This window comes from Micromonospora marina (assembly GCF_900091565.1).
GTDB classification, from domain to species: domain Bacteria; phylum Actinomycetota; class Actinomycetes; order Mycobacteriales; family Micromonosporaceae; genus Micromonospora; species Micromonospora marina.
Genome location: NZ_FMCV01000003.1, coordinates 66,016 through 91,701, shown reverse-complemented (window position 1 = coordinate 91,701; position 25,686 = coordinate 66,016). Strand labels below are relative to the sequence as shown.

The 25,686-nt window shown below is 72.0% G+C and carries 22 protein-coding genes; 3 read left to right on the top strand and 19 right to left on the bottom strand.

From position 1 onward, the window contains the following. Nucleotides 1-2,805 (bottom strand): carbohydrate-binding protein, encoded by a 2,805-nt coding sequence (locus GA0070215_RS05015; RefSeq protein ID WP_244166862.1) that lies wholly within the window; start codon nt 2,803-2,805, stop codon nt 1-3. A gap of 700 nt (nt 2,806-3,505) precedes the next feature. On the opposite strand from GA0070215_RS05015, the gene GA0070215_RS05010 reads away from it, so the two are divergent. Continuing rightward, nucleotides 3,506-5,068: a S8 family peptidase gene (locus GA0070215_RS05010; RefSeq protein ID WP_026267528.1), complete on the top strand. Its 1,563-nt coding sequence runs from the start codon at nt 3,506-3,508 to the stop codon at nt 5,066-5,068. A 104-nt stretch (nt 5,069-5,172) separates the two neighbouring features. On the opposite strand, the gene GA0070215_RS05005 is transcribed toward GA0070215_RS05010, so the two are convergent. Next, the gene (locus GA0070215_RS05005; RefSeq protein ID WP_091042320.1) at nt 5,173-6,408 is read right to left on the bottom strand and encodes an alkane 1-monooxygenase; all 1,236 of its coding nucleotides are present in this window, start codon (nt 6,406-6,408) and stop codon (nt 5,173-5,175) included. Nucleotides 6,409-6,536: 128 nt separating this feature from the next. Here GA0070215_RS05005 and GA0070215_RS05000 point away from each other — a divergent pair, with 128 nt between their 5' ends. Further along, nucleotides 6,537-7,136, top strand: coding sequence for a TetR/AcrR family transcriptional regulator (locus tag GA0070215_RS05000; protein WP_018783802.1), 600 nt, complete (start codon nt 6,537-6,539; stop codon nt 7,134-7,136). A gap of 82 nt (nt 7,137-7,218) precedes the next feature. Here GA0070215_RS05000 and GA0070215_RS04995 read toward each other — a convergent pair whose 3' ends face one another. Genes GA0070215_RS04995 through GA0070215_RS04940 form a run of 12 tightly spaced genes read right to left on the bottom strand, consistent with a single transcriptional unit; the run spans nt 7,219 to nt 17,416 of the window. Further along, the gene (locus tag GA0070215_RS04995; protein WP_196806653.1) at nt 7,219-7,671 is read right to left on the bottom strand and encodes a RidA family protein; all 453 of its coding nucleotides are present in this window, start codon (nt 7,669-7,671) and stop codon (nt 7,219-7,221) included. Beyond that, complete coding sequence (locus GA0070215_RS04990) at nt 7,668-8,399, bottom strand: 2-keto-4-pentenoate hydratase (protein WP_091042317.1); 732 nt, start codon at nt 8,397-8,399, stop codon at nt 7,668-7,670. Before GA0070215_RS04990 ends, GA0070215_RS04995 begins: the two co-directional genes overlap by 4 nt. Beyond that, nucleotides 8,396-9,427, bottom strand: a complete 1,032-nt coding sequence (gene dmpG, locus GA0070215_RS04985; RefSeq protein WP_018783799.1) for a 4-hydroxy-2-oxovalerate aldolase — start codon at nt 9,425-9,427, stop codon at nt 8,396-8,398. Before dmpG ends, GA0070215_RS04990 begins: the two co-directional genes overlap by 4 nt. Further along, a complete protein-coding gene (locus tag GA0070215_RS04980) occupies nt 9,424-10,359 on the bottom strand; it encodes an acetaldehyde dehydrogenase (acetylating) (protein WP_091042314.1) in 936 nt (311 codons plus the stop codon). Before GA0070215_RS04980 ends, dmpG begins: the two co-directional genes overlap by 4 nt. Next, a complete protein-coding gene (locus GA0070215_RS04975) occupies nt 10,356-11,150 on the bottom strand; it encodes a 2-keto-4-pentenoate hydratase (RefSeq protein ID WP_091042309.1) in 795 nt (264 codons plus the stop codon). Before GA0070215_RS04975 ends, GA0070215_RS04980 begins: the two co-directional genes overlap by 4 nt. After that, nucleotides 11,147-12,658, bottom strand: a complete 1,512-nt coding sequence (locus GA0070215_RS04970) for a 2-hydroxymuconic semialdehyde dehydrogenase (protein ID WP_091042304.1) — start codon at nt 12,656-12,658, stop codon at nt 11,147-11,149. The genes GA0070215_RS04975 and GA0070215_RS04970 overlap by 4 nt, the downstream gene beginning before the upstream one ends. 16 nt (nt 12,659-12,674) lie before the next feature. Next, the gene (locus tag GA0070215_RS04965) at nt 12,675-12,935 is read right to left on the bottom strand and encodes a EutN/CcmL family microcompartment protein (protein WP_018783795.1); all 261 of its coding nucleotides are present in this window, start codon (nt 12,933-12,935) and stop codon (nt 12,675-12,677) included. Next, nucleotides 12,935-13,261 (bottom strand): BMC domain-containing protein, encoded by a 327-nt coding sequence (locus GA0070215_RS04960; RefSeq protein ID WP_018783794.1) that lies wholly within the window; start codon nt 13,259-13,261, stop codon nt 12,935-12,937. The genes GA0070215_RS04965 and GA0070215_RS04960 overlap by 1 nt, the downstream gene beginning before the upstream one ends. Nucleotides 13,262-13,284: 23 nt before the next feature. Beyond that, on the bottom strand, nt 13,285-13,575 hold the full coding sequence (locus tag GA0070215_RS04955) for a BMC domain-containing protein (RefSeq protein ID WP_018783793.1): 291 nt from the start codon (nt 13,573-13,575) through the stop codon (nt 13,285-13,287). Nucleotides 13,576-13,585: 10 nt separating this feature from the next. Next, the gene (locus GA0070215_RS04950) at nt 13,586-14,425 is read right to left on the bottom strand and encodes a DODA-type extradiol aromatic ring-opening family dioxygenase (RefSeq protein ID WP_091042301.1); all 840 of its coding nucleotides are present in this window, start codon (nt 14,423-14,425) and stop codon (nt 13,586-13,588) included. Beyond that, a complete protein-coding gene (locus GA0070215_RS04945; RefSeq protein ID WP_018783791.1) occupies nt 14,418-15,401 on the bottom strand; it encodes a DODA-type extradiol aromatic ring-opening family dioxygenase in 984 nt (327 codons plus the stop codon). The genes GA0070215_RS04950 and GA0070215_RS04945 overlap by 8 nt, the downstream gene beginning before the upstream one ends. Further along, nucleotides 15,398-17,416: a hydantoinase B/oxoprolinase family protein gene (locus GA0070215_RS04940; protein ID WP_018783790.1), complete on the bottom strand. Its 2,019-nt coding sequence runs from the start codon at nt 17,414-17,416 to the stop codon at nt 15,398-15,400. Before GA0070215_RS04940 ends, GA0070215_RS04945 begins: the two co-directional genes overlap by 4 nt. Nucleotides 17,417-17,509: 93 nt before the next feature. Between GA0070215_RS04940 and GA0070215_RS04935 the strand changes: the two genes are divergently transcribed. After that, nucleotides 17,510-18,346, top strand: a complete 837-nt coding sequence (locus tag GA0070215_RS04935; RefSeq protein WP_091042298.1) for an IclR family transcriptional regulator — start codon at nt 17,510-17,512, stop codon at nt 18,344-18,346. Nucleotides 18,347-18,351: 5 nt separating this feature from the next. On the opposite strand, the gene GA0070215_RS04930 is transcribed toward GA0070215_RS04935, so the two are convergent. Genes GA0070215_RS04930 through GA0070215_RS04910 form a run of 5 tightly spaced genes read right to left on the bottom strand, consistent with a single transcriptional unit; the run spans nt 18,352 to nt 25,648 of the window. Continuing rightward, on the bottom strand, nt 18,352-19,971 hold the full coding sequence (locus GA0070215_RS04930) for a thiamine pyrophosphate-binding protein (RefSeq protein ID WP_091042295.1): 1,620 nt from the start codon (nt 19,969-19,971) through the stop codon (nt 18,352-18,354). Continuing rightward, nucleotides 19,968-20,717: an enoyl-CoA hydratase/isomerase family protein gene (locus GA0070215_RS04925; RefSeq protein WP_081635875.1), complete on the bottom strand. Its 750-nt coding sequence runs from the start codon at nt 20,715-20,717 to the stop codon at nt 19,968-19,970. The genes GA0070215_RS04930 and GA0070215_RS04925 overlap by 4 nt, the downstream gene beginning before the upstream one ends. Continuing rightward, complete coding sequence (purB, locus tag GA0070215_RS04920) at nt 20,714-22,072, bottom strand: adenylosuccinate lyase (RefSeq protein ID WP_091042291.1); 1,359 nt, start codon at nt 22,070-22,072, stop codon at nt 20,714-20,716. The genes GA0070215_RS04925 and purB overlap by 4 nt, the downstream gene beginning before the upstream one ends. Further along, nucleotides 22,072-23,634 (bottom strand): class I adenylate-forming enzyme family protein, encoded by a 1,563-nt coding sequence (locus GA0070215_RS04915; protein WP_091042287.1) that lies wholly within the window; start codon nt 23,632-23,634, stop codon nt 22,072-22,074. The genes purB and GA0070215_RS04915 overlap by 1 nt, the downstream gene beginning before the upstream one ends. 4 nt (nt 23,635-23,638) lie before the next feature. After that, a complete protein-coding gene (locus GA0070215_RS04910) occupies nt 23,639-25,648 on the bottom strand; it encodes a hydantoinase/oxoprolinase family protein (RefSeq protein ID WP_091042283.1) in 2,010 nt (669 codons plus the stop codon). Between the last annotated feature and the right edge of the window lie 38 nt (nt 25,649-25,686).

Sequence of the window (25,686 nt, the reverse complement as noted above, 5' to 3'; positions counted from 1 at the left end):
TCAGGACAGAACGAAGGAGTCGACGTCGAACAGGTATCCGGTGCCGGACCCGCGGTACACCAGGTGGAGCGGGCCGGACGCGGAGCCGGTCAGTGTGGTCGAGACGTGCTGGAAGGTCTCCCACCCGCCAGTCGCCGGCACCGACACCGAGCCGAGCAGGGTGCCGGTCGCCGAGCCCGAGCGGATCTGGATGGTGCCGCCCGCGTTGCCTGAGGAGACCCGCGCGGTGAAGGACGTCTTCCCGGCGGTGTTCACTGCCGCGTACCCGGTCCAGTCCCCGTCGTTGATGAAGCCGACCGTCTTTCCGCCGCTGGCGTTGAGGTGGCCGGCCACCTTCACCCCGGACTGCGAGCTGAACGACTCCGCCTCGGTGCCGGTGGCGAAGGTGAACGCGTCCAGGTCGAACAGGCTGCCGGCGCCACCGTTGAAGACGAGGTACAGCGGACCGCTCCCGTTCGGTGCGGCGGCCAGCGCAGTGCTCACCTCGGTGAAGGTGTTCCAGTTCCCGGTGACCGGCACGGTGACCGAGCCGAGCAGTGTCCCGGTGGCCGAGCCGTACCGCACCTGGATGGTGCCGCCGGCACCGGCCGACGAGACCCGGGCGGTGAAAGCGGTGGCGTTGTTGAGCCGGTACGGCTGGAATGCGATCCAGTCGCCGTTGTTCACGAAGCCGACCGTCGTGCCGCCCTCGGCGTTGCTGTGGCTGGCCTTCTGCACCCCGGACTGGGTGGAGTAGTGCTCAGCCTGCCGGTGCCGCGGCTGCAGGATGACCTGTGCGGTGCCGGTTGCCCCGGCGGTGTCGGTGTAGCTGGCCTGCAGGACGCCGTAGATGTTCGCGGTCTCGTCGTGTTCCCCGTCCACCGGAATGGTGATCGTCCCGGAGCAGCCCGTCCGGGAGGTGATCTGGTGAGCGTGCTCGTCGTGACCGAGCAGGTAGGTCAAGGTGACCTTCGTGCAGTCGATCGCGGCTTCCTCGGGGTCGGTGACGCCGATCTGAAACGGCACCGAGTCGCCGAAGCTGAACAGCGTCCCGGTCGTCGGGGCCTGGAAGGTAACGGTCGGGGCGGTGTTGCCGACGGTCACCGTGAGGTTTGCGGTACCGGTGGCGCCCTGCGGGTCACGGACGGTGAGGGTCACCGGATAGGTCCCGTTGCTGCTGAAGGTCTTCGTCGGGTTCGCGGCGGCGGAGCTGGTCCCGTCGCCGAAGTTCCAGGAGTAGGTCAACGTCCCACCGTCGGGATCGGACGAGCCGGCCGATGAGAAGCTCACGGTCAGCGGCGCCGGACCGGAGGTCTTGTTCGCGGTCACTACGGCCTTTGGCGCCTTGTTCCCGCCGCCGATGTACTCGATCCGGTAGATCCCCGGGGTGGCGTTGTTACCACCGTAGTCGAGCACGTAGAAGGCCCCGTCCGAACCGAACGCGGTGTCGATGATCTGCCCACCGGACCAGGGGAAGCTGTTTATCGCACCGTAGCTCCCGTCCGAGTTCATGTCGATGACCTTGATCCACTTACGGCCGTACTCGGCAGCGAAGTAATGCCCGTTCAGTGCCGACGGGAACTTGACTGTCGACGCGCTGGCGGCGTCGTAGCGGTAGACCTGGCCGCCCATCGGCGACTCCGATCCGCTGCCGAACTCGGGCGGGGAACCGGCGGAGCCGCCGTAGCGGATCCAGGAGGGCTTGGCCGCCGGAAGGTTGGTCAGACCGGTGTTGCGGAACGAGTTGTTGACCGGTGCCGCACAGTTGTACTGCCCGGTCGCCGGACCGCTGGGGAAGGTCCACTCCCAGTACGTCTCCGCGCTGGTGTTCAGCCCGGTGCAGTACGGCCATCCGTAGTTGCCCGGTCCGGTGATCCGGTTGAACTCGACCTGCCCGGCCGGTCCACGGCCGGCCACCGCGCCGCCGTCAGGGCCGTACTCGCCCAGATAGACGATCCCGGTGGGCTTGTCGACACTCATTCGGAACGGGTTGCGGAAGCCCATGGCGTAGATCTCCGGGCGGGTCTTCGCGGTACCGGGCGCGAAGAGGTTCCCGGTCGGGATGGAGTACGAACCGTCCGCGTTCACCTTGATCCGGAGCAGCTTGCCCCGCAGGTCGTTTGTGTTGGCGGAGGTCCGCTGAGCATCGAACTGCGGGTTGCGGTCGGCGCGCTCGTCGATCGGTGACGATCCGGAGGACTCGAACGGGTTGGTGTCGTCGCCGGTGGTCAGGTACAGGTTGCCCTGCGCGTCGAAGTCGATGTCGCCGCCGGCGTGGCAGCACAGGCCGCGGTCGCTCGGGACCTTGAGCACCACCTTCTCGCTGGCGAGATCCAACGTGTTGTTGCTCTTGAGCACGAAGCGGGAAAGCCAGAACTCGCCCTTCCACGCGTTCCAGTCCGCCTGGGTGCCGGTTTTCGGGGCGTCGCCGCTCGGCGTCGACAGCTTCGGCGAGTAGTAGAGGTAGATGTACCGGTTGCTGGCGAAGTTGGGGTCGACCCCGACGCCCTGCAGGCCCTCTTCGTCATGGGTGTAGACGGTGAGCTTCCCGGCAACGCTGGTGCTGCCGTTCTTGTCGGTGATCCGGACCGTTCCGTCGCGCGCGGTGTGCACGACGGAGAGATTGGGCAGGAGGGCCAACGACATCGGCTGGCCGACGTCGCCACTGCCCGAGGCGAGCTGGACGGCTTGGTAGTCGGCGGGATCGACGCTGTGGGCGCTCCCCGGAGACTGCACGCCGACGACCATCGTGGTGGTGGTGAAGGCCAGCAGCACGGCGTGCAGCAGTCGCGATCGACGCCCGGGACGGGACGGGGACATGAGCATCTACCTCTCCTGAACTGTGAGTCAGTCAGGCAGAGCGCGCGCCGCCGCGCTGATGCCGGGGTGGGGGTGCCACGGTGGTGGTGGTGGAGCCGCGGTGGTGTTGGTGGTGGAGCCGCGGTGGTGGTGGAGCCGCGTGACGGGTGCCGAGGCCGTCAGCGTGCGCTTCGGGACCCCTCGTCGCCACGACCGGCGACATCGCTCGTGACGTCCGCCGACCGGTCGGCACCGAGAAGCTCCGGAGCCCGTGGTGTGGTTGCCCCGGAGCCCTGGGAGCAGGACCGGAAGGTCCGGTTCGGGGGTTCGCTCCGTTCGTCCGGTGGCCCAACAAACAAACCACAACGGACGGTGGGGGCGCAACACCTGCTCCAAAAGAATCCGGCTTTGTCGATTGGTGTCGAGCTGCGCCGGCCGCTTGGGTGGCGTAGGTTCGCCGTCCGGCCGAGCCGGTGACCCGGACAGCCGACCCGCAGCAGGCCGAGGGGTCGGTGATGTCGCCGCGTTCTCGGCCGACGGGCTTCCTCCCCGCGCCGGCGCCGCCCGCGCTCGACGGTGCGCCCGATGCCCGTCATATCGCCGAAGTATCCATCATCTGCTATTTACCTGAGGGCGGGACGACTCCTACGATCGTCGTCAATCGGCGCCGATCGATCGCACTGCCACCGCAGCGCGACGCCCCGGCTCCGGCTGGAGGAGGAACGCGATGCGTCCATCGTGCAAGTCCGCACTCGCCGGGGCCGCGGCCCTGACGATGCTGATGGCGGCCACCCCCGCCATGGCGGCCGACCGGGTCGGCGTGGTCCGGGATGCGGGCGGTGCCACCGCTGTCGCAGACAGCTACATCGTCGTGTTCAGGGATGCCTCGGTCACCCGGGCCCGGGTCGGTGACACCGCCCGGCGGCTGACCGGTCGGCACGGTGGGGCGGTCGCCCGCACCTGGGGGGCCGCGTTGCGCGGCTTCGAGGTGCGGGTCGACGCGAGCGCCGCGGCCCGGATCGCCGCCGACCCGGACGTGGCGTACGTGCAGCAGAACCACACCGTGTCGATCAGCGGCACCCAGACCAACCCGCCTTCCTGGGGCCTGGACCGGATCGACCAGCGCAACCGGCCGCTGGACAACTCCTACACCTACCCGAACACCGCCAGCAACGTGCGCGCCTACATCATCGACACCGGCATCCGCACCACGCACACCGACTTCGGCGGCCGGGCCACCTGGGGCACCAACACGGTCGACACCAACAACACCGACTGCAACGGCCACGGCACCCACGTCGCCGGCACCGTCGGCGGCTCCGCGTACGGCGTGGCAAAGGGCGCGCAACTGGTCGCGGTCAAGGTGCTCAACTGCGCCGGCAGCGGCACCACCGCCGGCGTCGTCTCCGGTGTCGACTGGGTCACCGCCAACGCGGTCAAGCCCGCCGTCGCCAACATGAGCCTCGGCGGTGGCGTCGACACCACGCTGGACGCCGCGGTACGCAACTCCATCGCGTCCGGCATCACCTACGGCCTGGCCGCCGGCAACGACTACGGCGCGAACGCCTGCAACAGCTCACCGGCGCGCACCGCCGAGGGCATCACGGTCGGCTCGACCACCAGCAGCGACGCCCGCTCGTCGTTCTCCAACATCGGCACCTGCGTGGACATCTTCGCGCCCGGCTCGTCGATCACCTCCGCCTGGAACAGCAGCAACACGGCCACCAACACCATCAGCGGCACCTCGATGGCAACCCCGCACGTGGTCGGCGCGGCGGCGCTGGTCGTCAGCGCCAACCCGTCCTGGACCCCGCAGCAGGTCCGCGACTACCTGGTCGACAACGCCACCAGCAACGTCGTGACCAGTCCCGGCACCGGCTCCCCCAACAAGCTGCTCTACGTCGTCAACGGCAGCACCCCGCCGCCCCCGCCCCCGCCGCCCGGCTGCACCGGGACCAACGGCACCGACGTGGCGATCCCCGACGCCGGTTCCGCCGTGACCAGCGCCATCACCATCTCCGGTTGCGGACGCGCCGCCTCGGCGACCGCCACCGTCGCGGTCAGCATCGTCCACACCTACCGCGGGGACCTGGTCGTCGACCTGCTCGCACCGGACGGCACGAGCTACCGGCTGAAGAACAGCAGCGGTTCCGACAGCGCCGACAACGTCAACGCCACCTACACCGTCAACCTCTCCTCGGAGGCGGCCGACGGCACCTGGCGGCTGCAGGTGCGCGACGTCTACTCCGCCGACACCGGCTACCTCAACACCTGGACCCTCACCGTCTGATCACGCCACCCACACCGCACGACGGTGCGGCCGGCTCGCCGCCACGCGAGCCGGCCGCACCTGTCTGAAGTGCCCTGTCGGCAGCGCGCCGTTGCGCGAAACGATCAGCGGTGCGGGCCGGGAGCACCCAGGCTCGGGTCGGGCCGGGCGGCGTGCACCGCCGTGGTGTCCGCCGACGGCCGGCTGTAGCGGCGACGCAGGCGGGCCTCGGCGCGGGGGTTGCGGTTGGCGAGGGTCAGGTCGCCGCCGTAGTGCGCCAGGACCCGTGGGTCCATCACCCGGTACCACAGCGGCGGCACCAGGGCGAGCAGCACCATCGAGGCGTAACCCCCGGGCAGTTGCGGCGAGACGTCGAAGCTGCGCAGCGTCTGGTAGCGGCGCAGCGGGTTGGCGTGGTGGTCGCTGTGGCGTTGCAGCTGGAAGAGGAACACGTTGGTGACGAGGCGGTCGCTGTTCCAGCTGTGCCGCGGGTCGACCTTCTCGTAGCGGCCGGTGGCCGTACGCCGGCGGCACAGGCCGTAGTGCTCGAGGTAGTTGACCGCTTCCAGCAGCGAGAAGCCGACGATCGCCTGCAGCAACAGGAACGGGACGAGCTGCCACCCGAACACCGCGATCAGCAGGACGAAGAGCGCGACGGTCAGCAGCCCGGCGTTGAGCACGTTGTTGCGCAGCGTCCACGGACTCCGGTGCCGAAGCCGGAAGCGGCCGAACTCCAGCCGCCACGCCGAGATCAGGCTGCGCCAGACCGTGCGCGGCCAGAACGCGTAGAAGCTCTCCCCCAGCCTGGCGCTGGCCGGGTCCTCCGGTGTGGCGACACGGACGTGGTGCCCGCGGTTGTGCTCGACATGAAAATGGCCGTACCCGGTGGGCGCCAGCGCGATCTTCGACATCCACCGCTCGACCGACTCGCGCTTGTGGCCCAGCTCGTGTGCGGTGTTGATGGCCAGGCCGTTGACGATTCCGATGGTGGCGACCAGGCCGGCGGCACCGACGGCACCGAGACCGCCGCGCGTCCACACCCATGCTCCGAGCAGCAGGGCGGCGTACTGCACCGGCAGGAACACGAACGTGATCCAGCGGTAGTAGCGGACCTCCTGCAACCGCCGGGCGACGTCGTCGGGCGGGTTCTGTCCGTCGTCACCGAGCAGCACGTCGATGATCGGGATGAGTCCGAAGACCACCGCCGGGGTGAGCCACCAGGCGGCAGGTCCCGCGCCGGCCTCCCACAACGCGTACGCCAGCATTGGCAGCACCGGCACGAGAAGAGCCAGTGGCCACAGGGGCTTCCTGCCGTCACGCCACCCGGCGGCGAACGCCGGGGCATCGATCGGGGTCTGCATGAACCGCCTCCGGGGTGTCGACCGTCGTATCGACTGTCACACGGGCGCTTACGCTTGACAATATCCAATCCGCGTCAATTTATTGGGCACGCTGGATGTGCGTGTCCAATCGCTAGACTCGGCGCACCATGGCCAGCTCCCCGCGTTATCGCCACGCCGCGCGCCAGCACCTGCGTGACGCCGTCATCGCCGCCGGCCGCGACCTGGCGATCGACCGTGGCTGGGACGCGGTGCGGATGGCCGACGTGGCGGCCCGCGTCGGTGTGAGCAGGCAGACGCTCTACAACGAGTTCACCAACAAGGCGGGTCTGGGCGAAGCCGTCGCCCACCGCGAGATCGACCGGTTCATGACCGGTGTGCGGGACGCGTTGTCCGCTCACGGCGGCGACGTGCGGGCCGCCGTCCACGCCGCCGTCACGTTCGTGCTGACACATGCCGGTGCCGACCCGCTGATCAAAGCCGTCGTCAACAGCGTCCGAGGCACCGACTCCCTGCTCCCCTACCTGACCACCCGCGCCGACCTGGCCCTGGCCGCTGCCGTCACGGTGCTGCGAGAGTGGGCGGACACGCACCTGCCCGGGGTGCCCGCCGACGACGTCACGGTCGGCGCCGAATCCATCGCGCGATTGGTCGTCAGCCACATCGTGCTGCCGACCGCGCCCGCCGACAACACCGCCGACGTCATTGCCGGCCTGGCACAACGCTTCCTGGACCCGCCGCCCGCGTGAACGAGCGCACCGGGCGCGTACGGCCGCGGAGCAACCCCCGTCGCCCGAGCGTCAGGAGCAGAGGCTCCGCCGCTCACCGCCTTCAGGGGATCGCGCGGCGCCCCACCGCCTGAATCTCGATCAGCAGGTGCGGGTGCGGTAGCTGATGGACCGCGACAGTGGTGCGGGTCGGGCCGGTCTCGTCGAAGTACTCGGCGTAGACCTCGTTGTAGCCGCCGAAGTCGTTCATGTTCACCAGATAGGTGGTGACCTGGACCAGGTCGGTGAGGTCGGCGTCGACGGAGCGCAGGATGTCGCGGATGTTGTCGATGACGGCGCGGGTCTGCGCGCGGATGTCCAGATCGGTGACACCCATCGCGTCCACCCGGGCGCCGGCGATGGTGTCGTCCGGCCGGCGGCTGGACGTGCCCGAGACGAAGATGAGGTCGCCGACGAGCTTGACGTGCGGGAACCGGCCGCGCGGCCGGGCCAGGCCCGGCACCACCCCGCCGTGGCCACTCGCGTGACCCCCGGGCGCATCGTTCCGCCCGGTCACGGCGCGACCCGCAGGGACGCCGAACCGAGCCGCTCGACGGTGACCCGGACGTGCGTCCCGCTGCGCAGCGGGACGGCGGCCGTGGCCGCGCCGGCGAGCAGGACCGAACCGTCGGGCAGCTCCAGGTCGCAGGCACCCGCGAGGCGGACCGCGTCGGGCAGGGCCCGCCGGGGATCGCCGAGAATGGCAGCCGTCGACCCGAGCTGGACGACGCGTCCGTCGACCTCCAGCAGCACGCCGGAGTTGTCGATCCCGGCCGGCACGGGCTGCCAGGCACCGAGCACGAAACCGCTTGCCGAGGTGTTGTCGGCGACGACCTCGGGCAGCGTGAAGCGGAAATCGACGTACCTGGAGTCGATGACCTCGATAGCCGGTGCGACAGCCGTGACGGCGTTGCGCTCGACGAGGAAGGCGACCTCCGGTTCCGCCTTCGGGTGGATGTGGTCGGCGAGTCGGATCGTGCCGCCGTCGGGAATCCACATGGCATCGGTGAGCCGGCCCCAGATGACCTCGTCGACGCCCATCTGCGCCATCTTGGCGCGGCTGGTCAGCCCCAGCTTCACCCCGACGAGACGCTCGCCGCGGGCCAGCCGGTGGGCCACCACGGCCTCCTGCACCCGGTAGGCGGTGGGCACGTCCAGGCCGGTGGCGGCATTCAGCTGCGGGACCGCGACCCGGCTGGTCGCCGCGGCGTCGAGGTGCGCGGCGAGCTGGTCGACATCGGTCATCGGTTGCCTCCGGTCGGTGCGGTCCGGGCGGTGGCCAGATCAAGGGCGACGTCGACGATCATGTCCTCCTGCCCGCCGACCATGCGGCGGCGGCCGAGTTCGACCAGGATCGAGCGGACGTCGATGCCGTAACGGTCCGACGCCCGTTCGGCGTGCCGCAGAAAGCTGGAGTAGACCCCCGCGTAGCCGAGGGTCAGCGTCTCCCGGTCCACCCGGACCGGCCGGTCCTGCGACGGCCGCACCAGATCGTCGGCAGCGTCCATCAGGGCGAACACGTCGCAGCCGTGCTCCCAGCCGTGCAGTTCGGCGACGGCGACGAAGACCTCCAGGGGTGCGTTCCCGGCTCCCGCGCCGTGACCGGCCAGGGACGCGTCGACCCGGACGGTGCCGTGTTCGACCGCCGCCACGCTGTTCGCCACGCCGAGGGACAGGTTGTGGTGAGCGTGGATGCCGATCTGCGTGGCCGGGTCGAGGACCTGCCGGTACGCGTCGACCCGCTCGGCGACGTCCCGGGTCAGCAGCCGGCCGCCGGAGTCGGTGACGTAGACGCAGTGCGCGCCGTACGACTCCATCAGCTTCGCCTGCTCCGCCAGTGCCGCCGGGTCGCTCATGTGCGCCATCATGAGGAACCCGGACACGTCCATGCCGTTGTCGCGCGCCCACCCGATGTGCTGCGCGGAGATGTCCGCCTCGGTGCAGTGCGTAGCGATCCGCACGCTGGTGACGCCGAGGTCGCGGGCGGCCCTCAGGTCGGCGATCGTGCCGATGCCGGGCAGCAGAAGCGTGGTCAGCCGGGCGGTGGTGACCGCCTCCGCCGCCGCCGCGATCCAGTCCGCGTCGGAGGCGGCGCCGTGCCCGTAGTTCACGCTCGACCCGGCAAGGCCGTCGCCGTGTGCGACCTCGATCGCGGCGACACCGGCCGCGTCGAGGGCGGTCGCGATCGACCGGACCTGGCCGACGGTGAACCGGTGTCTTACCGCGTGCATGCCGTCGCGCAGCGTCACGTCCTGGATGTACAGCCGATTCATGCCGGGACCCGCCGCTCGGCGCGTCGTGCGACCATCCGTTCCGCCGTCCGCAGTGCGGCCGACGTCATGATGTCGAGGTTGCCGGCGTACGCCGGCAGGTAGTGACCCGCCCCGGACACCTCCAGGAACACCGACACCTGCACTCCGGTGAACCGGGCGCCCAGGGCCGGCACGTAGGTGTCGACAGGGTCGAACTGCACCTGCTGCTTGAGCCGGTAGCCGGGCACGTATCCGGCGACGTCGGCGACCATCGCCTCGACCGACGCCGCGACTGCCGCTCGGTCCACCTCGCCGCCGGGGCACAGGCAGTAGACGGTGTCCCGCATCAGCAACGGTGGTTCCGCCGGGTTCAACACGATGATCGCCTTGCCGGTGTGGGCGCCGCCGACGACCTCGATCGCCCGCGCCGTGGTCTCGGTGAACTCGTCGATGTTCGCCCTGGTGCCCGGGCCCGCCGAACGCGACGCGATCGACGCGACGATCTCCGCGTACCGCACGGGTGTCACCCGGGCGACGGCGGCGACGACGGGGACGGTCGCCTGCCCGCCGCAGGTCACCATGTTCACGTTCGGCTCGTCCAGGTGCTCGTCGAGGTTCACCGGGGGCACCACGTACGGGCCCACCGCGGCCGGGGTCAGGTCCACCACCAGCCGGCCGTGTTCGCGCAGCACCTCGGCGTGCCGGCGGTGCGCCCCCGCCGAGGTGGCGTCGAACACCACCGCCACATCGGCGAACTCCGGCATGGCCAGCAGCCCGTCGATACCGTCGGCGGTGGTGGCCACACCGAGCCGGCGCGCCCGCGCGAGGCCGTCGGAGCCCGGGTCGACGCCGACCATCGCCACCATCCGCAGCGACTCCGACAACCGAAGCACCTTGATCATCAGATCGGTGCCGATGTTGCCCGACCCGATCACCGCCACGCCCGTGCTCACTGGTGCACCCCCGCACTGAAACAGACCCGGACCGAACCCAGACCGGAGATTCGTGCCTCGTACGCCGCGCCGGCGGTGACCGGCACCATCGGGCCGAGCGCCCCGGAGAGCACGACGTCACCGGCGGCCAGCGGGCTGCCCGCGACGGCCATCCGCCGGGCCAGCCAGACGACCGCGTGCACGGGATGGCCGAGGCAGGCGGCGCCGGCGCCGACCGACACCGGTTCACCCGCGTGTTCGAGCACCATCCCGGCCAGCCGCAGGTCGACCTGCGACAGCGTGTGCGGCTGGTCGCCGAGGACGAACAGACCGGAGGAGGCGTTGTCGGCGACCGTGTCCACGATGGAGATGTCCCAGCCGGCGACCCGGGAGTCCACGACCTCGATCGCCGGCAGGACGTGATCGGTCGCCCGGATCACGTCGGCGACCGTCGGCTGTTCGGACGGCAGGTCCGTGCCCAGCACGAACGCAACCTCGGCCTCCACCCGGGGCTGCAACAGCCGGCTGAGGTCGACCTCGTCGCCGTCGGGGACCGCCATGTCGGCGAACAGCACCCCGAAGTCCGGCTGGTGGACCCCGAACGCCTGCTGCACGGCCGGCGACGTCAGGCCGATCTTCGCCCCGACCCGCCGCCGACCCGCCGCCTCCCACTCGTCGACCTGGGCTCGCTGCACCTGGTACGCCACGTCGACGTCCCCGACCGGAACCAGCTCGCCGCGCAGCGGCGCAACCGGCTTCCCGGTCTCGTAGGCGGCGCGGAGCAGTCCCGCAGCCCGTGCGACGTCGCTCATGACAGGTCCACGCAGACGTTTGTCAGTTCCGAGTAGAAGTTCAGCGAGTGGACGCCACCCTCGCGGCCGACACCGGACGCCTTCAATCCGCCGAACGGGGTGCGCAGGTCCCGCAGGAACCACGTGTTCACCCACACGATCCCGGCCTCCAGCCGGACGCCGGCCCGGTGCGCCCGGCCGACGTCCCGGGTCCACACGGTGCCCGCCAGTCCATACTCGCTGTCGTTGGCCAGGGCGAACGCTTCGTCCTCGTCGTCGAACGGCGCCACGTGGCAGACCGGGCCGAAGACCTCCTCCCGGTTGAGCCGGGCGGTGGGAGCCAGGCCGGTCAGCACCGTCGGCTGGACGTAGGCGCCGCCGTCGCGGCCGTCGTCGAACCGGGGTACGCCGCCACCGGCGAGCACCGTCGCTCCCTCGGTGCGGGCCAGGTCGTAGTAGCCCAGCACCTTCTCCCGGTGCTTCTGGGAGATCAGCGGCATGTTCACGGTCGCCTCGTCGGCCGGCCAGCCGAACGCCAGTTCCCCGGCCCGCTCGGCCAGCCGGGCGGTGAACTCGTCGAACACCTCCCGCTGCACGAACAACCGCTCGGTGCACAGGCAGACCTGGCCGCCGTTGGTGAACGACGACCGCACCGACCCCTCGACCGCGGCGTCGAGATCCGCGTCGGCGAAGACCAGGCCGGCGTTCTTGCCCCCCAGCTCGAACGACACCGCCTTCACCCCGTCGGCCGCCGCCCGCATGATCGCCCCGCCGGTCGCCGACTCACCGGTGAACGTGACCGCGTCCACGCCCGGGTGGCGGGTCAGGAACTCCCCGGCCGAGCCGGGCCCGAACCCGTGCACCACGTTGAAGACACCGTCGGGCACCCCCGCCGCCGCCATCACCTCGGCCAGCAGCGTGGCCGACGACGGCGTCTCCTCCGACGGCTTCACCACCACCGCGTTGCCGCAGGCGAGCGCCGGCGCGACCTTCCACGTCAGCAGCAGCAGCGGCAGGTTCCACGGCACGATCACCGCGACGACCCCGACCGGCTTGCGCACCGCGTAGTTCAGCGCCCGTCCGCCGGTGGGCGTCCCGGTGGTGAACGACTCCGTCGGCGCCGTCGACACGATCTCGGCGAAGGCCCGGAAGTTGGCCGCGCCACGCGGGACGTCAAGCGTCCGGGCCTGCGAGATCGACTTGCCGGTGTCACCGACCTCGGCCGCCACCAGGTCCTCGAACCGGCGCTCCAACTCGTCGGCGACGCGGTACAGCACCGCGGCGCGTTCCCGCTCCCCCATCCGGCCCCAGGGGCCGCGCAACGCCGCCCTGGCCGCGGACACCGCCGCGTCCACGGTGGACTCGTCGGCCTCGGCGACGTGGTGGATCGTCTCGCCGGTGACCGGCGACATCTTGGGGAAGCGTGTGCCGGACGCGTCGAACTCGCCGTCGACGAAGTTCGGCAGCACTGTCGGCTCGCCGGCCGGTCTGCCGGTGAGCAGGCTCGGGGACCAGGGCCCGTCGGTCATCAGGCGCACCTTTCGGTCAGGCGGTGGTGGCTCCGGAGTCGGCGGAGTCGGCGATCAGGGCCACGATTGCGGCGTCGACGGTGGTCTCACCGGCCACCGCGGCGGCTGCCTCGTCGGTGACGACCAGCACGGTGGTGCCGACGCCTGCGTTCAGCGGATCGACGGCGACCAGGTCGGGGCCGTCGGGCCGGACCCGGACCAGGACGAGCCGCCGGCCCTGCAGCGGAGGCAGGATCCGGTCCGCCCACACCTTGCCGACGACCTCGCCGAGCACCATCAGCCTTCTCCGCGCAGGGCGGCCATGACCTCGCGGATCCGGGCGGTCTCCGGGCCGTCGAGCAGCGCCGCGGTAGTCGGGTGCGGCTTGGGGTATACCTGCGAGCTGCGCAGCTCGCCGTGGGCGCGGACGGCGGCCTCGCCGGCCGAGACGGCCTGCCGGACGGCGGCAAGGGTGCCGCGTACGGCGACGGCGAGGTAGCCGCTGGTGACCCGTTCGACGCCGACGCACCGGACGTCGGCGGTCTTGATCATGGCTTCGATACCCGCCGAGAGGGCCACGATGCCGCGGGTCTCGACGATTCCGATCGCGATGTCGGAGGACATGTCTGGTGCTCCTAACCGGGAAGTCAGTTGCCGACGAGTTGGGGGTCGGCCGCCAGCGCGCTGACGGCGTCGCAGGGGCTCGCGAAGACGATCGAGCGCACCGAGCGGCTCTTGGCCCGCGCGGTCTCCTCGCCGATGTCGACGGCCTCCTCGACGGTGGCGAGGTCACCGCGTACGGCGACGGCGACGATGCCACCGCCGAGCCGGACGACCTTGGTCACCTCGACCTCGGTGGCCTTCACCATCGCGTCGACGGCGTCGAAGACGGGGGTGAAGCCTTCGGCTTCGACGAAGCCCACGGCCATGTTCCGCATGGTCTCTCCTCTAGTGGTGGTCGGTCAGGTTCCAGGACAGGACGGCGCCGCCGGTGCCCCAGATCGGGCCGTAGGCGTGCAGGTGAGCCGGGCCGGTGGCCGCGCCCGCGCCGGCGGCGAAGGCCAGCGCCCGGAACTGGCTGTCGGCCTGCGCCTGCCGGGCGAAGTCCTCCCGCACGGCGAGTGCCTCGTCGACCTTGCCGGCGGTGAGCAGGTCGAGAATCCGGGTGTTCCACTGCTCGTGGCCGGCTGCGCCGATGCGGTCCTGGCCGGGCTCGATCCACTCCTGGATGAGCCCGGAGGACATGCCGGTCACGACGACGACGGCGGCACGCAGGCCGGCGTCGCGGGCGGCGGCGCCGCCGGCCCGGCCCACCTCGGCGAGGGTCCCGGCGTCGGCGTAGAGGTTGCAGGAGACCTGCGCCCAGCGCAGCTTGCGGTCCGGGTCGAGCAGCGCGGAGGTGACGATGGTGCCGGCGTCGATCGGGAACCCCTCGTAGCGGGTCCGCCGCGCCTGCAACCCGCCGGCCTGGACCCGGGCGGCCCAGCGTTCGGTGAAGTCGACGTCGAACCGGAGGTCGTAGTCGAGCAGGCCGTAGTCGTAGGCGTACCAGTTCTCGTCGACGTGCCGGCCGCGCGGGTTGGGGTCGCACTGGAACTGGTGGCCGAGGACGGTGAACCACTGGGTCGACAGCAGCAGCACCACGTCCGGTTCGAGGCGGCGCAGCCGGGCGCCGACGTCGCGTGCGGCGTCGGCCAGCGCCGACCAGCTCGGCGCCGGTTCGTCCGCGAGCAGGTGCGGCATGCCGGGCAGCAGCGCCCCGGCGACGATCCCGGTCCGGTCAGCCATGCCGGCTCCCCTCGGGCAGCCACTCCACCACCGCGTTGCCGGTGCCGATGATCGTGCCGTAACCGAGCACGTCCCCGGCGACCTTCGGCCAGCCCATCGCGGCGAGCATCCAGGTGAGGCTGCCGGCCTTGGTCTCGGAGGCGGTCGCCTCGATGTGTTCGGGAATGAGTTCGCGCAGCGGCGCGGTGGGGCCGCGCCGGATCGCCTCCAGCAGCTTCATGTCCCACCGGTACTGGTGGTTGTTGTACGGGTGTTCCCGTTCCATGTCCTCGGGCAGTTCGGGTTCCTCGTGCCAGTGCAGGTGGGACAGCGAGTTGGAGGCGAGCAGCACGGCCCGCCGGCCGGTGGCCTCGACGGCCCGCCGGGTGGCCTCGCCCAGGACCTCCATCTCCTCCAGCGACGCGTCGGAGTAGAAGTACGGGTTGTTGTTGGCCGACAGCGACACCACCGGGATGTCCCAGGCCGGGTTGGCCAGGTGCAGGGCACCGATGGTGGCGTAGTCGACGCGTACCCGGGCGTCACGCATCGTGCGGGTGACCAGCCCGAGCCCGCTGGCCTCCTCGGCGATCGCCTCGCCGAGTTCGACGTCGCTGCGGAAGTCGTAGCGGTAGCGGAACAGGTGCGGGAAGATCGGCTCGACCGAGATGCCGCGCGGGTTCGGCACGCAGTTGACGTGGTGGCCGACCATCGTGATCCAGTGCGGGGCGTGGACGATGAGCACGTCCGGCTTGTGCACCTCGCGGATGCGGGCGCGCAGTCGCTCGTACGCCCAGCGCAGCGTCTCCCAGCCGCCGGTGGACCGCGGCTCGTTCTGCGGCGGGTTCTCGGCGTAGATCAGATGTGGCGGGTGCGGGCTGAGACAGCCGGCGACGATGCCGCAGCGGGGCGGCCCCGTGGTGGCCGGGCGCGGGGCCCGGGGTGCGGCGGTGGCGCCACCGCGGGTCGGCGCCAGCGGCACTCGGAAGACCTTGCTCATGACAGTCCTTCCCCGGTGAGCGCCCGCACGTAGGAACGGTCGTGCGGGGCGGTGCCGAGAATCTGGAGCCCGTCGTCGTCGAGGGCGAGTTCGTCGGCGGCCAGGGCCGCGTCGTGCCGGATCCAGGCCCGCAGCGGGGCCGGATGTCCACCATGGATCTCGACGAGGACGTCCTCGGCGAGGCCGCTGACGGGAGCCACGTACGCCAGCCGCCGCTGCCCACGCCGGCCGGTGTAGGCCGGACGAGGGCTGACCGTGGTGCGCAGCCAGCGCCGTTCCTCGCGTAGCCGGTGCCGGCGGGCGGCGGTCGCGGTCGCGTCGACGGAGCCGGCCGGGTCGAGCACGACGCCGTAGCGCCGCTCGGCCTCGGCTGTGGTCAGGTACTCCTGGCCCACATCCTCGGCGACGTGCTCGGGCATCCGTTCCAGCGGGTCGCCCCAGCCGCCGCCGCCGGCCGACTCCATAACCAGCACGTCACCGGCGCGCATCGGGTAGCCGGCGACCTTGCCGGGGGTGGCGAAGTCGACGCGCTCGCCGTCGGGCCGCCGGATGTGGGTCACAGTGGGCGCTCCGGGGCCGCCGTGCCGCAGCCCGTACGGGGGGACGGTGGTCCGGTCGGTCTGCACCGAGTACGCTCCGCCGCTGGCCAGCAGGCGGGTCTCCCGCCGGCTGCCGAGCCCGCCCCGGCGTACCCCGTCGCCGCAGGAACCGGTGCGCAGCTCGCAGGCCTCGACGAGGATCGGGATCTCGGTCTCCAGCCGTTCGACGGACTGGATGGTCGAGATGTCACCGAGGTCGACGGGGTTCATGGCGCTGGGCCCGTCGGATTCGAGGAATCCGCCGTTGCCACCCGCCGGGTAGTCGTAGTAGAGGTAGGGCCGTCCGGTGTGCTCGTCGACGCCGCCGATGAGGTTCTGGAAGGTGGTGCCGAACTGGTCGGCGGCGATGAGGTCGGGCGCCACCTGGCTGAGGGCGGCCATCACGGCCGAGATGACCCGCTTGCGGACCTCGCTGTGCGCGTTGGCCGGGGCCGGATGGCTGACGTGCACGACGGTGCCCGGTTCGGTGAGCACCCGCAGCGGCCGGAACGCGCCGTGGTTCACCAGGCCACCCGGGTCCAGCGCCGACTTGACCGCGATGAAGACGCCCGCGACGGTCATCGCCCGGGAGGAGTTCACCACGGCCGCGACCTGTTTCGACGAGCCACGGAAGTCCGCCTCGATCTCGTCGCCGTCGACGGTGAGCCGGCACCGGACGATCGCGGCGTCGTAGTCCCCGTCGGTGTAGAGGTCGAGGTAGTCCTCGTAGCGGTAGGTGCCGTCGGGCAGGGCCCGGATCATGTCGCGCAGCCGCTGTTCGGTGCGGTCCATGTTGGCGGCGACGGATTCGCCGATCAGGTCGGCGCCGTGGCGGGCGACGAGTTCGCGCAGCCGCCGTTCGGCGGTGTGGCAGGCGGCGATGCTGGATTCGAGGTCGCCACGGCGTTCGTCGGCCATCCGCACGTTGGCGAAGACGATGGCGTACGCGGCCCGGTTGGGGCGACCCTGGTCGATCAACTTGATCGGCGGGATCCGCAGCCCCTCCTGGAGGATCTCGGTGGCCTGGCCGGAGACGCTGCCCGGGGTCATACCGCCGATGTCCGCCCAGTGCATGCGCACGCAGGGGAAGAGGAAGAGCTTGCCGTCGACGAAGACCGGGCTGATCAGGGTGACGTCGTTGAGGTGGCTGCCGCCGCGGTAGGGGTCGTTGACGATGTAGAGGTCGCCGGGGCGCATCTCGTCGGCGAAGTCGGCGAAGATCTCGGCCACCGAGGCCGGCATGGCGATGACGTGACCGGGCATGTCCCGGCCCTGGGCGACCATCTGCCCCTTCGGGTCGAACAGCGCGCACGAGAAGTCCTGCGCGTCGGCGATCACCGGCGAGTGCGCCGTGCGGAAGATCGTCTGTCGCATCTCCCGGACGATCGAGATGAGACCTTCGGTGACGACTTCCAGGTCGATCGGGTTAACAGTCATGCGGATGCCTCACTGGTTCCGGTTCGATCCCGGTGGCGGGCTGGACCATAATGTGGTCCTAGAGTTATATTATGAAACCTAGCAACCGAGAAGATGGGAAGCAAGATGTCGTACGCCACTGACGCCGTCCCCGACGACGGGCCGGCCCCCCGGGAGTCCGGCACGCAGGCGCTGGACCGCGCGCTCAGCGTGCTGCTCGCCTTCCGCGGGACCGAGGCCGAACGAAAGGTCAGCGACGTCAGCCGCGAACTCGGCCTGCACAAGTCGACCGCCAGCCGGCTGTTCCGCGCGCTGGCCGACGCCGGCTTCCTGCAACGCAACGAGGAGAACGGGAACTACCGGCTCGGGGTCACCGTGTTCGAACTCGGCGCGCGCTACCTCGCCGGTCTCGACCTGCACACCCTCGCCCGCCCCCTGGTGCACCGGCTCGCCGAGGAGGAGGGCGAGAGTGTCAACCTGTCGGTCCGGGAGGGCCTCGACGCGATCTCGATCCACGTCGTGCAGGGCACCCGCAACCTTCAACTCGTCTCCCGGCTCGGCCGGCGCATCCCGCTGTGGTGCAGCGCCGCCGGCAAGGCCCTGCTGATCGACTCCGACGACGCGGCGCTGCGGGTCATGCTGGCCACCGCGCCGTTCACCGCCCTGACCGGCAACACGATCACCGACCTGGACACGTTCGTGGCCCGGATGGTGACCGTCCGGCAGCAGGGCTGGGCGCTCAACGACCAGGAGAGCGAGGAAGGGCTGCGGGTGGTGGCCGCGCCGGTCCGCGACCGCCACGGCCGGGTCACCGGCGCGATCAGCATCTCCGGCCCGATCTTCCGGCTCGGCGAGGCCCGGGTGGCGGAACTGGCCGCCGCGGCCCGACGGACCGCCCACGAGCTGTCCCGCCAGCTCGGCTACGGTCTCGGCGACGTCTGGGGCGACTGACCCGGTCAAAACCGCTCCTGCACCACGTCGGGGCGTACCCGCACGTGCAGCACCGCCGGCCCGGTCAGCGGCAGCACCTCGTCGAAGGCCACCCGCGCGCCCGCCTCGTCGGTCACGGTCCACGCCGGCAGTCCGAGCGCGCGGGCCACGGCCGCGAGATCCCGCTCGGGGAAGCGGGCCAACCCCGGGTCGGCACCGCGCGGCGCCAGCTTGCGTACCTCCGCGCCATATGCGGCGTCGTCCAGCAGCACCAGCAGTACCGGCGCGCCGACGCGGGCCAGGGTGTCCAGTTCACCGAGCCCGGTGAGCAGGCTGCCGTCGCCCTCGAAGGCGACCACCGGCCGATCGGGCCGGCCCACGGCGGCGCCCACCGCGAACGGCAGCCCGACGCCGATGCTGCCGAACTCCCACGGCGCGAGGAACGACCGGTCGGTCGCGGTCGAGTCGAGCAGCAGGTTGGGCCAGCCGCCGAAGTGACCGACCCCGACCACAGTGGTCCGCTCGCGCGGCAGGTGCTCCGCGCAGATCCGGATGAACGCCCGGGGGTCGATCCGGTCGGCGGCGGACTCGACGACCAGACCGGCGAACGGATCGGCGACCGCCAGCCCGGCGGCCAGGTCGCTACTACGCCAGCTCGGCCGGTGCACCGGAGCCAGCACCGCCGACACCGCCCGCGCCGTCTCCCCCGCGTCGCCGACCACCCCGGCCGTCACCGGCCAGCGGGCCCCGATCGCCGCCGGGTCGACGTCCACGCTGACCACCTCCGCGTCCCGGAAGAGTGCGCCGTGGTCGGCGGTCCACCGGTTGAGCCCGGCGCCGAACGTCACCACCAGGTCCGCCCGCGCCAGCGTCCGCCGGGTCAGCGGCCGGGACAGCCCGCCGGCCACCCCGAGGTCGTACGGGTGCCCGGCGAACAGGCCGGCGGCCATCAGCGTGGTGGCGAGCACGGCCCCGCCCCGGTCGGCGAGGTCCCGGATCGCGGCCGCTGCCGGTTCGGCGCCCCGGCCCGCGAGCAGCACCGGGCGGCGTGCCGACCGCAGCCGTTCCGCCAGCGCCTCGACGTCGGCCGGATCCGGCACGAGGGGTCGCGGCGCCCGGGGCACCACCGGCACCGCGACCACCGGGCCGGGCGGCACCGGCGCGTCGGCGAGGTCGATCGGCACGTTCAGCACCACCGGGCCGGGCATCTCACGGGCCGCCCGGAAGGCCGACCCGACGTCGCGTACGGCCGTCGAGGCGGCGGACACAGGCACGAACGTGCCCGCGGTCGCCAGCGCGTACGGCTGCTGATCGAAGTGCTGCACGTGCAGCGGGTCACCCGGCGGGGTGTCCCCAGCGATCAGGACCAGCGGCGTGCGGGCCTGCCGGGCGATGGTCAGCGCCGCACCGGCCACCGCGAGCCCCGGCCCCTGGGTGACGGTGGCGACCGCACACCGGCCGGTGCTGCGGGCATACCCGTCGGCCATCATCACCGCGGCGTTCTCGTTACGGGCTGCGACGAACCGCACGCCGTGCCGCTCCACCAGGTCGGCGACGAGGAACATGTTGGCGTCGCCGAGAAGACCGAACACGGTGTCGACACCGTGCGCGACGACGGCGTCGGCGATCGCCTCGAAGACCTTCACCGCGTACCCCCGTCCAGGTAGTCGCCGGGCGGGCGCAACGCCACGCTCAGCGCGCCCAGGTAGGAGTCGTTGGCCACCGCGTCGAACCGCGGCCCGGCCAGCCGGGCGGCGCGCTTGGTCATCGAGCGGCCGACCGCCGAGGTGGCGAGCAACCGGTCGGTGATGCCGGCGACGGCGGCCGGCAGCCCGTCGGCGTCGACCACCCCGGTGACCAGGCGCAGGTCCAGCATGTCCGCGGGCTCGACGCGCTCGCCGAGCAGCAGCCAGCGCTTGGCCAGGTCGGCGCCGACCAGGTCGGCGAGGATCGCCATGCCGCTCCAGGTCAGTGGGATGCCGAAGGTCACCTCGGGGAAGGTGAAGAACGCGCTGTCGGCGGCCACCCGCAGGTCGCTGGCGAGCCCGAGCACAGCGCCCGAGCCGATCGCCGGCCCGTTGAAGGCGGCAACAGTGGTCTGCTCCAGCCGGTACCAGCGCTCGACGAGTTCGGCGGTGCGGCGTTGCACGTGCATGGTGGTCCCGGCGTCGAGACCGGCCAGCTCCCGCAGGTCGGTGCCGGCGCAGAAGGCCGTCCCCGCACCGCTGAGCACCACCACCTCGACCGTGCGGTCGCGGCTCAGCTCGTGCAGCACGTCCTCGAAGCGGGCGAGCATGGCGAGGTCGAAACTGTTGCGCCGGGACGGCCGGTGCAGGGTCACCCGGGCCGATCGCCCCGAGCGGTGCAGCAGCACGGACTGGTCAGTTGTCATGGTGACTCCGAGGTCAGAAGGGCCCGGTCGACGAGCGCGGCAGCGTGGCCGACGTACGACAGCGGGTCGAGCAGCCCGGCCAGGTCGGCGCCGGGCAGGGCGGCGGCCACCTGCGGGTCGGCGCGCAGGACCTCGGCGAACGGCCGGTTCTGGTCCAGGCTGTCGCGGACGATCCGCATCACCAGGTGGTGGGCCTGTTCCCGGCCCAGCGGGCCGGCGAGACGGAGCATGACCGCCTCGGACAGCACCAGCCCGCCGGTGAGATCCAGATTCGACCGCATCCGGTCCGGGTTGACGCCGAGATCGCCGAATACCTCGACCAGCCGCTCCAGCGCGCCGCCGATGAGGATGAAGCACTCCGGCAGCAGCTTCCACAGCGTCATGCCGACACCCATGTCGCGGTCGTCCTGGGCGACCATGGTCTGCAACGCCAGCGGCACCTGCGCGCGCAGCGTACCGGCGGCGGCGATCACCGCCTCGCACCGGATCGGGTTGCGCTTGTGCGGCATGGTGCTGCTGCCGACCTGGGTCGCGCGCTGCGGCTCGTACGCCTCACCGACCTCGGTGCGACCGAGGAAGTAGACCTCCCGGGCCAGTTTCTCGGCGCTGGCGGCGACCAGCCCGAGGACCATCAGGCACTCGGCGAACCGGTCCGACGTGGCATGCCACGGGGTGTCCGCGACGCCGAGGCCGAGTTCGTCCGCCACCGCGCGTTCCACGGCGAACGCCTGCGGGCCGTAGCCGGCCATCGTGCCGGCGGCCCCGCCCATGCTGGTCACCAGCAACCGGGCCCGCATCTGGGCCAGCCGCGCCCGGTGCCGTTGCAGCTCGCTCTGCCACACCGCGCAGCGCAGCCCGAACGTGGTCGGCAACGCCTGCTGGCCGTGGGTGCGGGCCGGCATCGCTGTGGCGCGGTGCCGAAGCGCCAGCCGGCGCAGGATGCGTACCAGCTCGTCGACCTGGCGCGCGACGATGTCCAGACCGGCCCGGGCCCGCAGCACGAACCCGGTGTCCATCACGTCCTGCGTGGTCGCGCCGAGGTGGACGTATCGGCCGGCGTCGCCGGCGCACGCGGCGGTCAGCGCCCGGACCAGCGGCACCAGCGGGTGCACGGTGTCGGCGGCGTCGGCCGCGAGCACCGCCGTGTCGAGCCGGTCGAGCCGGGCCGCGTCGGTGATGGCACCGGCCGCGGTCGACGGGATGACACCGAGGCCGGCCTGCGCCCGGGCCAGGGCCGCCTCCACGTCGAGCCAGGACTGCATGAGCTGGCGGTCGTTGAAGACCCCGCGCATCTCGGCGTTGCCGAAGAAGCTGGTGACGGTCAACGAGTCCAGGAAGCACGAGCCGAGTTGCATCAGCGCTCCTTTTCACCGGTGAGCAGGCCGAGCGCGGCACGCCGGTCGACCTTGCCGGACGGCAGCATCGGCAGCCTCGGCACCGTACGGATCAGCGTCGGCACCTTGTGCCGGGCCAACCGGGTGGCGGCGGTCGCGGTGAGCCGGCCGGGATCGGCTTCGGCACCCGCGGCGGCGACGACGAGGGCGCCGACCTCCTCGCCCCACCGCGGTGACGGCACACCGAGCACACACGCCTGGGCGACGGCCGGGTCGTCGAGCAGAGCCGCCTCCACCTCGGCCGGGCTGACGTTCTCGCCGCCCCGGATGATCAGTTCCTTGACGCGGCCGGTGAGGGTGAGGACCCGATCGCCGTCGAGCGCACCCAGGTCACCGGTACGCAGCCACCCGTCGTCGGTGAGCGCGGCCCGGGTGGCCGCCGGGTCGTCGAGGTAGCCCGTGGTCACCGACTCGCCGCGCACCAGCAGCTCGCCGGGCTGCCCGGCGGGCAGCCCGGTCCGGGTGCCGGGGATCACGACGACGGCGCACAGGTCCGGCACGATCCGGCCGACGGTTCCGCCGGGCGGCCCGCAGCTTCCGTCGCCGGGGTCGACACTGATCGTCGGCCCGGCCTCGGTCTGCCCGTAGACCACCGCGACCCGGTCGAGCCCGAGCACCCGCCGGGTCCGGGCGATCAGCGCCGGCGCGCAGGCCGCGCCGCCGAGGAAGCCGACCCGCAGCGAGGCCAGGTCGAAGCGGTCCGGTGCGGGCTCGACGGTGTCGGCGAGCATCGCCGCCATCGTCGGCACGGCCTGGAGCACGGTGCACCGGTGCCGGGCGATCTGGGACAGCACCGGCTCGGAGCGGAACCGGCGGACCGACACCCAGAGCGCCCCGCTGACCAGCGCCAGCACGGCCCCACTGCCGAGACCGGCGGCGTGTGCCAGGGGCAACGGCGAGGCGATCCGGTCGTCGGCGCCGAGTCGGGCGGCGTCGGCCGTCCAGCGGGCGTTGGCGATCAGGTTACGGGCGCTGAGCGAGACCATCTTGGCCGGGCCGGTCGAGCCCGAGGTGAACTGGATGTTCAAGGTCGCGTCCGGGTGCCCGGCCGGGGTCGGCACGGAGCCGGTCCAGCCGGGCAGCGCGGAAAGGTCGTCGCCGAACGCGTGCCAGCCGTCCGGGCGTACGTCCGGCGGCAACGCGGCGACCGCGCGCGCGGCGACGGCCCGGCCGTCGCGGTCCCGCACCCGCTCGGCCACGAAGAGGCGGCGGGGGCGGCTGCGGGCCAGCGCCGAGGTGAGTTCCGCGGCGGTCAGGCCGGGATGCAGGGTCACCAGCGCGGCGCCCCGCCACGCCGCGGCGGCCAGCAGAACCAGCCAGCCGAGACCGTTCTCGGCCCACACCGCGACCCGGTCGCCGCGACCGACCCCGAGCGCGGCCAGCACCGCCGCCCCTCGGCCGGCGAGGTCGGCGAACTCGCCGGCCGACACCGGCCGATCCCAATCGTCGAAGGCGTACAGCGGACGGTCCGGTTCGTTGGCGGCGCGGTCCAGGACGGTGGCGTCGAAGGCGGGCGGGATCACCGGGTCACTCCTTGACGAGCAGCAGGTTTCCGTGGTCGTCGACGGTCGCGGTCCAACCGGCTCCGACCACGGTGGTGCTGCCGTTCTCGCGGACGACCGCCGGGCCGGGCACAGTGCAGCCAGGGGCCAGCTCGGTGCGCCGCCGGACGGTGGCGTCGGCCCAGCCGTCCGCGCCGTAGATCCGGGTCCGGCCCGGCTGCGACGCCGCGCCTGCCGGAGGCGCGAACCGCACGGAGGGCCGCGGGCCGAACGCGGTCAGCCGGCAGTTGACGATCTCGGCGGGGTGCCCGGACCGGGCGTACGCGTACCGCTCGGCGTAGGTGGAGTGGAACGTCTCCACCAGTTCCTCGGCGGTGACCGGCACGTCCTGGACGGGCACGGCCAGATCGAACGACTGGCCCCGGAACCGCATGCCGACCGACAGGCCGAACGTGACATCGTGGGGCTCGACGCCGTCCTCCGCCTTGAGCTGGGCCCGCGCCGTGTCCCTCATCTCGGCCACGACGTCGCGGACGGCGGCCAGCCCGCTCTCGTCGGCCGGCGCCAGCACCGTCCGCACGTAGTCGTGCCGGGCCTGCGCGGTGACGAAGCCGAGCGCGGAGAAGTTGCCCGGGACCGGCGGCACCAGCACCCGGCGGATGCCCAGTTCGTCGGCGAGCGCGGTGGCGTGCATCGGTCCGGCACCGCCGAAGGGCATCAGCACGAAGTCGCGGGGGTCGTGGCCGCAGGCGACCGAGATCTCCTTGATCGCGCTGGTCATCTTGACGGTGGCGATGGTCAGGATGCCGTGCGCCAACTCCAGGTCGTCGAGGCCGAACTCGGCCGCGAGCCGGCTCATGGCCGTGCGGGCGGCGGCGATGTCGAGGCGTACCTCGCCGCCGAGGCTCTCCTGCGGGTCGAGGTGCCCGACGACCAGGTGCGCGTCGGTGGTCGTCGGCTCGGTGCCGCCCCGCCCGTACGCGGCGGGGCCGGGGGTCGAGCCGGCGCTGCGCGGACCGATCCGCAGTTCGCCGCCGACGTCCCGCCAGGCGATCGAGCCGCCGCCGGCGCCGATCGTGTTGATCTCGACCTGGAAGGTGCGGTTCGGGTAGCCGGCGATCTTCCCGTCGTTCGTCATCAACGGGGTGCCGTTCTTGATCAGGCAGACGTCGGTGCTGGTGCCGCCGATGTCGCAGGTGATCACGTTCGGATAGCCGGCCAGACCGGCGACGTGGACGCTGGCGGCGACCCCGCCGGCCGGACCGGACAGTGCCAGGTTGATCGGCAGCCGGCCGGCCTCGTCGGTGGAGACGACCCCGCCGCTACTGGTCATGATCGACAACGGGTGGGCGTAGCCGCCGGCGGCGAGCGCGGTGCCGAGTCCGCGCAGGTAGTCGGCGACGGTCGACCGCACGCTGGCGTTGAGCACGGTGGTCGCGAAACGCTCGTACTCGCCCTGCTCCGGCACCACGTCGGAGGAGAGGGTGCAGATCAGGCCGGGGTGCCGCTCGGCGAGCCGGGCGGCCGCCGCCCGTTCGTGCGCCGGATTGCGGTAGGAGTGCAGCAGGCAGACGGCGACGGCCCTGGGGCCGGCGGCGGCCACCCGGTCCAGCACGGCGTCGAGGTCGGCAGGGTCCACCGCGCGTACGACGCTGCCGTCGGCGCCGATCCGTTCCCGCAGTACGTGCCGCAGCCGACGCGGCGCCAGCGGCGGGCGTCCCGCCTCCTTGACGCTGTAGAGCTGCGGCCGGTGCCCCAGCCCCATCTCCAGGACGTCCCGGAAGCCCTCCGTGGCCACCACGCTGACCGGCTCACCGGAACCTTCCAGCAGCGCGTTGGTGACCCGGGTGGTGCCGTGGACGAAGCGGTCGACCTCGTCGAGGCGTACGCCGAGCTTGGCCAGGCCCTCGAAGATGGCCGCTGCCGGGTCGTCCGGCGTGGACAGGGTCTTTGCCTCGGCGAGCCGGGCGGTGGCCGGCTCGTACACGATGACGTCGGTGAAGGTGCCACCGATGTCGACGCCGATGCACAGCATGGCGAGCCTTTCGATAGTGGTGGGCGCGCGGACCCGGG